The sequence below is a fragment of the Vibrio sp. OPT41 genome, assembly GCF_015163595.1.
GTDB classification, from domain to species: Bacteria; Pseudomonadota; Gammaproteobacteria; order Enterobacterales; family Vibrionaceae; genus Vibrio; species Vibrio alginolyticus.
Genome location: NZ_JADDYH010000028.1, coordinates 186369 through 195714, shown reverse-complemented (window position 1 = coordinate 195714; position 9346 = coordinate 186369). Strand labels below are relative to the sequence as shown.

At 45.0% G+C, this 9346-nt stretch carries 9 protein-coding genes; 5 read left to right on the top strand and 4 right to left on the bottom strand.

Annotated elements, in window-relative coordinates; genetic code table 11:
* Positions 1 to 1002, top strand: a 1002-nt coding sequence (locus IQP38_RS26410; protein WP_228010055.1) for a 3-hydroxyacyl-CoA dehydrogenase NAD-binding domain-containing protein, incomplete at its 5' end; no start/stop codon positions are given.
* Positions 1003 to 1063: 61 nt separating this feature from the next.
* Here the strand turns inward: IQP38_RS26410 and IQP38_RS12770 are convergent.
* Together IQP38_RS12770 and IQP38_RS12765 are read right to left on the bottom strand one after the other, a co-directional pair.
* Positions 1064 to 1318 (bottom strand): hypothetical protein, encoded by a 255-nt coding sequence (locus tag IQP38_RS12770; RefSeq protein WP_017635936.1) that lies wholly within the window; start codon positions 1316 to 1318, stop codon positions 1064 to 1066.
* Between the two features lie 169 nt (positions 1319 to 1487).
* Positions 1488 to 4265: an insulinase family protein gene (locus tag IQP38_RS12765; protein WP_193837636.1), complete on the bottom strand. Its 2778-nt coding sequence runs from the start codon at positions 4263 to 4265 to the stop codon at positions 1488 to 1490.
* Between the two features lie 374 nt (positions 4266 to 4639).
* Between IQP38_RS12765 and sixA the strand changes: the two genes are divergently transcribed.
* Entirely contained in the window at positions 4640 to 5104 is a 465-nt protein-coding gene (sixA, locus tag IQP38_RS12760) for a phosphohistidine phosphatase SixA (protein WP_005380537.1), read from the top strand.
* A gap of 96 nt (positions 5105 to 5200) precedes the next feature.
* Here the strand turns inward: sixA and smrB are convergent, their stop codons facing one another.
* Positions 5201 to 5731, bottom strand: a complete 531-nt coding sequence (gene smrB / locus IQP38_RS12755; RefSeq protein WP_005380539.1) for an endonuclease SmrB — start codon at positions 5729 to 5731, stop codon at positions 5201 to 5203.
* A gap of 62 nt (positions 5732 to 5793) precedes the next feature.
* Between smrB and prmB the strand changes: the two genes are divergently transcribed.
* Together prmB and aroC are read left to right on the top strand one after the other, a co-directional pair.
* Positions 5794 to 6726, top strand: a complete 933-nt coding sequence (gene prmB / locus IQP38_RS12750; RefSeq protein WP_005380541.1) for a 50S ribosomal protein L3 N(5)-glutamine methyltransferase — start codon at positions 5794 to 5796, stop codon at positions 6724 to 6726.
* Positions 6727 to 6906: 180 nt separating this feature from the next.
* Positions 6907 to 7992 carry a chorismate synthase gene (aroC, locus tag IQP38_RS12745; RefSeq protein ID WP_033907375.1) on the top strand — a complete coding sequence of 362 codons (1086 nt, stop codon included), beginning with the start codon at positions 6907 to 6909 and terminating at the stop codon, positions 7990 to 7992.
* A 223-nt stretch (positions 7993 to 8215) separates the two neighbouring features.
* Here aroC and IQP38_RS12740 read toward each other — a convergent pair whose 3' ends face one another.
* Positions 8216 to 8839: a trimeric intracellular cation channel family protein gene (locus tag IQP38_RS12740; protein ID WP_193837639.1), complete on the bottom strand. Its 624-nt coding sequence runs from the start codon at positions 8837 to 8839 to the stop codon at positions 8216 to 8218.
* Positions 8840 to 9171: 332 nt separating this feature from the next.
* Here IQP38_RS12740 and IQP38_RS26405 point away from each other — a divergent pair.
* On the top strand, positions 9172 to 9346 hold a 175-nt coding region (locus IQP38_RS26405), incomplete at its 3' end, for an elongation factor P hydroxylase (RefSeq protein WP_228010061.1).

Genomic DNA, 9346 nt, shown 5'->3' with positions numbered 1-9346 from the left:
GATCTGCAAGCGAAAATGCTGCAACTGTCTGGTGGTGTCGATTTCACCAGTTTTAATCATATTGATGTCGTAATTGAAGCCGTTTTTGAAGACTTAGATCTTAAGCAAAAAATGGTGGCGGACATTGAAGCGAACGCTAAGTCAGAAACTATCTTTGCGACCAATACTTCTTCGTTGCCTATCCACAAAATTGCAGAAAAAGCAGAGCGTCCAGAAAACGTAGTGGGTTTGCATTACTTCAGCCCAGTAGAAAAAATGCCTTTGGTGGAAGTGATTCCGCATGAAACGACGTCAGATGAAACCGTTTCAACAGTTGTTGCACTTGCTAAGAAGCAAGGTAAAACCCCGATCGTAGTGAAAGACAAAGCGGGCTTTTACGTGAACCGCATTCTTGCGCCATACATGAACGAAGCGGCGCATATTCTGCTGGCTAACGAACCGATCGAAAAGATTGATACGGCGTTGCTTGACTTTGGTTTCCCTGTCGGCCCGATCACCTTACTGGATGAAGTCGGTGTCGACATTGGCGCGAAAATTATGCCGATTCTGGTTAATGAGTTAGGTGACCGATTCAAAGGCCCGGATGTGTTTGATATCTTGTTAAATGATGGACGTAAAGGACGCAAGAGTGGTAAGGGTTTTTACACTTACAAGGGCAAGAAGAAAGATGTCGACAAATCAGTTTACAAACTGCTTAAGCTCGACCCTGAATCTAAGCTAAGCGATAACGATATTGCGTTGCGCTGTGTGTTGCCAATGTTGAATGAAGCGGTACGTTGTTTGGATGATGGCATCATTCGCTCGCCACGTGACGGTGATATTGGCGCGATATTTGGTATTGGTTTCCCACCGTTCTTGGGTGGTCCGTTCCGTTACATGGACCAATTTGGCATTAAAGAGCTCGTAGAGAAAATGAATGAGTTTGCATCGAAGTATGGCGATCGTTACGCGCCATGTGATGGTTTGCTTACTCGAGCTGGTGAAGGGACAACGTTCTATTAAACGTTGCTTCTTTATGAAAAAGGCTTGCCAGTGGCAAGCCTTTTTCATAAAGAAGAAATGGTTACTTCTTCTTGTCTTTCTTATCTTTATTGTGGCCTTTACCTGGGTTGTCGTCCCCGTGAACGCTGCTGTTACCTTTTTTGTCTTTATCATTCCACTGCTTTGAAGAGCAATCATCTGAGTTGATAGATACATTGTCTCCGCTAAGGCGCACACAGTCGTCACTTAATTCGAAGCCATCGCCTTTGACTGAGATTTCAGCGTGAGCAGATGCCAATGGCAGTATAAGAGCCACAAGTAAAAGTGCTTTTTTCATGACTACCTCATTAAGTTATTTTTAGTGCGGGGAATTAGAGCATAAGCCGTAATGGCGTAATTTCAATTTTCTGCTAATTATGGTGCCGATTCAATCTATGAGACCGACAATCTCACTGGGCTCTAGGTACATACTTAGTATTCGACAATTTTATTTCTGCGCAACTAGATCACCCCAAGCCGCAATCTTTTGGCCGAAGTTGGAACTCTTCAATTGATCCAATTTCTTGTCCTAGATGGATGCGCGGAGCCTCCGAATGCGCTTGACCTTGAGAGTGCATGATCAAACGATTTGCAGTACGAGGTTTCAATTCGTTCACAACGAAGCGAATCATGTCTGCGCGCGTCAGCTTCTTCAACTCCGCCAGTACCTTGTCACGTTGGTTAAACTCAGTGTCCTTATTTCCTATCGCAACCCAAAGACGTTGAGCCCGTCCTCGAAGTGTGGTGTCCGGCGTTGCTATTTGGTTCCACAAGCCGCGCTTACTGCTGTGCCATTGGTAATCGTTTAACTCTAACAGCACCATATAAAAGGCATTTAAAAACTCATCGATTGAGGTAACCAGCTCGGCCGGTGCTGCATTAGGTGACTGCACATACAGTACAATACCAGGGTGACGATTTAGCGGCATATTGCCAGTGCCTACCATGTAACCTAATTGCTGCTTGGTACGGATTTCATGGAAAAACGTTGCCGACATAAGGTGATTGGCCAATGAGTATAGCGCGATACTACGAGGCTCAATATCCTCGCACTGGTGGTAAATAACGACCGCGGAATCTTGCTGGTTACAATGCACCTCACGTTGAAAACTGCCATTTTTACCTAGCATAATGAGCGGACGAAGTGCCTCTTCATAACGTTGCTCGTTAACTCTTAGAGCATCCTTCAAGGTCGTAGCCATGTCATGGGCTTGCTGGCGTTGCCAGTCTCCGTAAACAAACATTTCAACGTGCAGTTCTGCAAGAATGGATTCTACGAATACCGAGAGTTCATCGACTTCGATTTCTTCTAGCGCTTCGACTAAGGTTGCGAAAGGCGGGTTATTGGGTTGAAGTAACCCAGTAAGTGCGTTAAACAGCTGCGAAATAGGGCGATCTTGTGAAGCATTTCTCCAGTTTCGTAACAGTTGTTGTTTGATGGTTTCAAAGCGAGCAGGGCTGAAATCTCGAGAAGCAAAACGGTGCAGAATCATTTCCAGCAACTGAGGCAGCTTTTGACTGAACCCAGAGAGGGTTAAGGTCACGCCACCTTGGTGAGCGTACATGTTGTAACCCATCCCTGCGATTTCTGCTTGATAGGTTTCTTTTGCTAGCGAATCGAGGAACATCTCTACACATAAGCGCGTTTTGACGATGTTCTTTGGTGATGCAACGGCATGAGAGCTGTCGATAGCGACATAAACGACACCTTTAGGCACGCGAAATTCGTCATCTTGCAAATGCCACAGCCGAAACCCTTCGAGATCCTCAATCAACTCTGGCAGTGAATCACCATTTTCGAGTGGCATGGGGTCGAGATCGTAGCAAATATAAGGGTTCTTTTCCGGTAAGACGAATTGCCAGCTTGGGTCGATTTGTTGATAGAAACGACGTTGGTCTTCACTAAAAGGTGTGACGGAGTACGGGGTAAAGTACCATTCGGCAGTACGGTTGTATTCCAGGCCTTTAGCAATCACAGTGACGCGTACATTATCGATGGTTAAGTATCGCAGCAATGAACGCTGTAACTCCTCATCGTAGCCCGCCATTTTGTAGTCACCATAAACCGTGTCTTCCGGTTGATAGTGCTGCATGTTGATCACCAGATGGCTGACGAGATCCATTGGGCGCGATGGCTCTTGGAAGCGAAAAGCCGATTCTAATACCGCTTGTTTTTCGAGATAGCGCCATTCATCTAACCCGTCTTGTTTGATCATCGAGAGGTATTGAAAAACCGCTTGAACGATATCATCAACATGATCTAAGCCGTTTGGCGTCAGGGTGCAGCTTACGGTAAAGTCTCGGTAGTTACTGCCACTCGCGCCGCCGCCCGCTGAGAGAGAGGTAATCCAGCCTTTTTCTTTGAGTTGAAGCATCAAACTGCCTTCTCCTTCATAACCCAACAGGTGAGCAAAGTAGGAGAGTGGCTTCACGCTATAATGCGCATCCATTCCCGGCATGGGAAATGTGAGAATCAGTTTACGGAACTCTTTGAGCGGCTCGACTTGAACCAAAATGCCCGTGCTTTCCTCAGTGCCGATCGGTACATCAATCGATTTTCCACGAAGGTGGTGATTTGGGATGTCGGCAAACATGGCTTCTACCCAAGCTTGCTGTTCATCGAGCAGCTGTGGCCCAAATAGAGTCAGTGTCATCAAATCGGCGGAATACTGAGAGTGGTGAAACTCCACAATTTCGTCGCGGATGGATTTACCATCTCGGTCGCCAAGAGTATCTAAGTTTCCGACAGAGAATTTTGAAAACGGGTGCTCTGGATTGATGACTTCTTTGTTAACTTGATACAGGCGACGAGAATCATCATTGAGTTTGAGCTTGTATTCGGAGTCGACAGCCTGGCGTTCTTTGTCTAATGCTTCTTCGTTAAACAAAGGTGCGGTAAAAAATTGGCTAAATCGATCTAAGGCACTTTCAAAGGCATTTGGAGCAATATTGAAAAAGAAACAAGTGTGCTCTGTACCAGTCCAAGCGTTGTTTGTTCCACCGTGTTGGCTAATATAGCTTTGAAACTCGCCCACTTTAGGGTATTTTTCCGTACCCAAAAAAAGCATGTGTTCTAAATAGTGTGCCAGACCTTGGCGATCGTTTGGGTCGTCGAAGTGTCCAACGTTCACTGCCAGAGCAGCTGCCGACTGTTGAGCTGTATCGGAATGAATCAGCAGTACACGCAGTTCATTGCTCAAGGTAATGTAGCGGTATTGATTTGAATCGTTAGGACTTAGATGCACGATGCGTCTCCAGATTTCGCATTACAGTAATTTAGGCTCCCCTCGCGGGGGGCGCAAAGTTTGCGTTTCGACAAATACTGCTTGCCGTATTTTTGTTATTCGTAGACTTCTGCACAGGCCCATCGCGTTTGCGTATGGGGAAGAACTGTTTGAGTGAATGCTCTGAACTCATTGCACAGTTAAATAGTGTGATGAACTGAGTACATTCTTTTAATAGATTGTTAAGAAAGTCGCTATCTTTAACAAGCGAATTGGTATAATGAACAGATAATTATATCAGTATTTTTGTTTCGTCATTGTTAAAGTTAGCCCCGTCTATCTAATAAAGATAGCAGTCAACCTTTTGGTAGCGTTAGCTATCCCTAGGAAATAACATGAAAATATTCATCATGCGTCACGGTGAAGCCGAGCATTTTGCAGATTCAGACGCAGCACGACAATTGACCCCAAGAGGCAGAGTCGAATCAGAAGCGGTTGCGAGAGCCTGTAAAGAACAGGGTTTTGCGCAATTCGATAAAGTGTTGGTGAGTCCGTACATTAGAGCTCAACAAACTTGGCAAGAGATCAGTGCGTATTTCTCTGCAAAAAGCATTGAAACTTGTGAAGATATTACACCTTATGGCCAGTCCGAGCATGTCTTCGATTTCGCAAGTGCATTAATCGAAGTCGAACAATTGGACTCGCTTTTGTTCGTATCGCATTTGCCTTTGGTCGGTTATCTGACTTCAGAGTTTGTAAAAGACATGACACCACCGATGTTTCCTACATCAGGGCTAGTGTGCATTGAATATGATTTACAAACACAAAATGGTGAAGTGCTTTGGCATATTACGCCATAAGTGTCTAAACCAAAATAAGCGTTTGCAAATTAGAGACAGAATAAGAAAGGCAGGAGATCCCTGCCTTTTCGTTTCGTCGTGTATACAGCAAGCTTGTTACTTTTCAGGAATTGAAAGCAACACTAACAACGCACCATCACCACCAAATTCTAGTGGCGCTTGGTGAAAAGCCATAACGTCAGGATGCTGTGCTAACCAAAGTGGGGCTTTCTGTTTCAGGATGTGTTTCCCAATACCATGTTGCACACACGCACAATGAATCTCGTTTTTGATGCAATAGGCTATCATCGCACCAAGCTCGCGTTTTGCTTCTTGCTGTGTCATGCCGTGCATATCGAGGAACACGTCCGGTACATACACGCCACGACGTAGACGTTTGACTTCATAAGTGGAGACGTCGTCACGTGCATAACGAGTTGGACCTTCATCGTTTAATAGAGGGACAAACTCGTCTGAAAAGTAAAATTCAGAGTCACTCGCTTCACGGTTGGAGCGCTTGATTTCTTTTTGCTTAGTATTTTTTTTTGGTTGCTGGATTATGGTATCCTGTCGCAACTTTTTTACGCCCTGTACTGCTTCCTGAAACAAGGCGAAATCGTCATCGTTCTCGGTGTCTTTTTTGCTCATTAGGTAAACAATTTCATTAATAAACTTTATTGGCAGTATTGTAGCGCTTTTCGGAGGCAATTTTGGATAAGATTTTTGTAGAAGAAGCGGTATCGGAACTGCATACCCTTCAAGATATGATTCGTTGGACGGTAAGCCGCTTTAATGCAGCGAACCTGTTTTACGGTCATGGTACTGATAATGCGTGGGATGAAGCAGTTCAGCTTATCCTGCCAACCTTATACTTGCCGATTGATGTGCCTCCGCACGTATTGAACTCTCGCCTAACGACAAGCGAGCGTCTGCGTATTGTTGAGCGCGTAGTAAAACGCATCAACGAGCGTACGCCAACAGCATACCTAACAAACAAAGCATGGTTCTGCGGTCTTGAGTTCTTCGTTGATGAGCGTGTACTTGTGCCACGTTCTCCTATCGGCGAATTGATTCAAGCGGAATTCCAACCTTGGTTGGTGGAAGAGCCTACGCGCATCATGGACCTATGTACGGGTTCTGGTTGTATCGCGATTGCTTGTGCGCACGCTTTCCCTGAAGCAGAAGTGGATGCTATCGACATCTCTACAGATGCTCTACAAGTGGCTGAGCAAAACGTACAAGATCACGGCATGGAGCAGCAAGTGTTCCCAATTCGCTCTGATTTGTTCCGTGATCTTCCAAAAGAGAAATACAATCTAATCGTGTCCAACCCACCATATGTGGATGAAGAAGACATGAACAGCCTGCCAGATGAGTTCACGCATGAGCCTGAGCTTGGTTTAGCTGCGGGTACGGATGGTCTAAAACTAGTGCGTCGTATTCTTGCTAACGCGCCAGATTATCTAACAGATAACGGCATTCTTATTTGTGAAGTCGGAAACTCAATGATTCATATGATGGAACAGTATCCAGAGATTCCATTTACTTGGATTGAGTTCGAGAACGGCGGTCATGGCGTATTTATGCTAACGCGTGACCAGCTGGTTGAGTGTGCAGAAGAGTTTAAACTGTACAAAGACTAATAGAGTCTTGCACTAAACATCAAAACACCGAGCTTTATGCTCGGTGTTTTTTTTATGCATACCTCGCCGATATTAACTCTTTACATCAAAACGTAATAAAGCCACTATGAATCCACGAAGAATTGGAAAGCAGCTATGCTCTGTTTTGAGAGAGCGTGGCGATAAAAACTTGAGGAAGTAATGGCAGGAAACAGTATCGGACAACATTTCCGAGTGACGACATTCGGGGAAAGTCACGGTATCGCACTGGGATGTATCGTAGACGGATGTCCTCCGGGGTTGGAAATTACAGAAGCAGATCTACAAATCGATCTCGACCGCCGTCGTCCAGGCACATCACGTTACACCACACAACGTCGTGAACCGGATGAAGTTAAAATTCTTTCTGGCGTTTTTGAAGGCAAAACCACGGGCACATCGATCGGTTTGCTAATTGAAAACACCGATCAGCGCTCAAAAGACTACTCTGACATCAAAGATAAGTTCAGACCGGGTCATGCTGATTACACTTACCACCAAAAATACGGCATCCGCGACTATCGCGGTGGCGGCCGTTCTTCAGCTCGTGAAACCGCAATGCGTGTGGCGGCTGGTGCAATCGCGAAGAAATACTTAAAAGATGAGTTTGGTGTTGAGATTCGTGCTTACTTGTCACAAATGGGTGATGTATCTATCGACAAGGTAGATTGGAGCGAAATCGAGAACAATGCATTCTTCTGCCCTGATGCTGACAAAGTAGAAGCATTTGACCAACTTATCCGTGACCTGAAAAAAGAAGGCGACTCTATTGGCGCAAAAATCCAGGTTGTGGCAACTAACGTGCCTGTTGGTCTCGGGGAACCCGTATTTGACCGTCTGGATGCAGACATCGCGCACGCACTAATGAGCATCAACGCGGTGAAAGGCGTAGAAATCGGAGACGGTTTCGAGGTGGTAAACCAAAAAGGCAGTCAGCACCGTGATACGCTTGCTCCTGAAGGTTTTGGTAGTAATCATGCGGGTGGCATTCTTGGTGGTATCTCGACTGGTCAAGACATTGTCGCAAACATTGCGCTTAAGCCAACATCAAGTATCACTGTGCCGGGTGAGACCATCACAAAAGAAGGTGAACCAACTCAGTTGATCACCAAAGGTCGTCATGACCCATGTGTGGGTATTCGTGCTGTGCCTATCGCAGAAGCGATGCTGGCAATTGTGGTGATGGATCATTTACTACGCCACCGTGGTCAAAACCATGGCGTAACAACTGAAACACCGAAGATTTAAGAGCTTTGTGTCATTCCAGCGAGCTATAGCGAGACTAGGAATCTAATTTCAGCACGATGAAAAGAGAAAGAAACATCTCTGACAACAGAGTGCTCGGATAATATATCCTGAATCATGCTCCTTCGTCGCTGTTCAGGATGACTGAATATAAAATTATGCCACTCACTGAATCGCGGGTGGCACAATTTTATCAGGCAACCTTTTTTGTTTAAGTAGTTTTTGCTTAATGAATCGAGCCTTCGGTTTCCAAATGGAAAGAAGGCAGACGCCACTTAAAGCGTACCGCAGCCATACGCAGCATGTAACCAGTAACCAGTGTAATGATCGTGGCAGTGACATCAGGAATATTAAATTCTAATAGCGCTAAGTACATTCCTGATGCGATAAGAGCGACAGAAGCGTAAAGCTCTTCATGTAGTACCAATGGTGTTTGGCGACAGATCAAGTCGCGAAGTAGCCCACCGAATACACCAGTTACTAACGCTGAAACCATACAAATACCAGGGTGCAAGCCCATGCCCATCGCAATTTTTGTTCCGATGATACTAAACACGATTAAACCTAATGCATCGAGGCGAATGAACAGACCTTTCAGCTTAATCACCCATTTCGCTAAACCTGTTGTTAGCACACCTGCAACACACGTAATTGCAAGGAACTCTGGGTTTTTTACCCAACCAAGAGGGTAGTGGCCTAATAGAATGTCACGTACGGTGCCACCACCAATGGCCGTTGCGCTAGCCACCAACATAACACCAAACCAATCCATCTTTCTTCTACCAGCACTTAACGCACCTGTCATGGCTTCAGCCGTGATACCAATGATATACAACACACTTAGCAACATAGGGAAACACTCAACGTAAAAAGTCACTACGTTCTACGAGAATCAGCGTAGGCGAAGTAACAACACTTACAAACGGTTCTATCTCTCTTAAAAAGTGATTAAAACCAGCAACATGCTTGTAATCAAACGGCTTAAAAATAGCGGTTTGAACGGCATCAAAATAAGGCGAGAGTGTAGTGGTAAATAAGTACGCTGACGAATGAGAAATTGTATGGAGAAAGCGACCTTCAGATAAATTCAACTAATAACCAAAAATGTGGGGGTGCCTTTACCTCATAACTAAAAACAGCGACAATATGCAGCGCATGTCAAACTGAAGTACAAACTCGACGATGACCCACGAATACCAAGACTTAATCACCATTTTTAATGACACCTTTTTAGAACAATTTAATACGAAATTAGAGTTAGGTGGTGATGAGCCTATTTATCTTCCTGCTGATGATGAACACCCTCATCATCGGATTATTTTTGCTCGGGGTTTTTACGCCTCTGCTTTACACGAGA

What these genes read in the sequence shown, in the direction of transcription:
- IQP38_RS12770 (WP_017635936.1), bottom strand. Translation starts at nt 1,318, where the DNA reads ATGAAAAAAGCACTTTTACTTGTGGCTCTTATACTGCCATTGGCATCT.
- sixA (WP_005380537.1), top strand. Translation starts at nt 4,640, where the DNA reads ATGAAAATATTCATCATGCGTCACGGTGAAGCCGAGCATTTTGCAGAT.
- smrB (WP_005380539.1), bottom strand. Translation starts at nt 5,731, where the DNA reads ATGAGCAAAAAAGACACCGAGAACGATGACGATTTCGCCTTGTTTCAG.
- aroC (WP_033907375.1), top strand. Translation starts at nt 6,907, where the DNA reads ATGGCAGGAAACAGTATCGGACAACATTTCCGAGTGACGACATTCGGG.
- IQP38_RS12740 (WP_193837639.1), bottom strand. Translation starts at nt 8,839, where the DNA reads ATGTTGCTAAGTGTGTTGTATATCATTGGTATCACGGCTGAAGCCATG.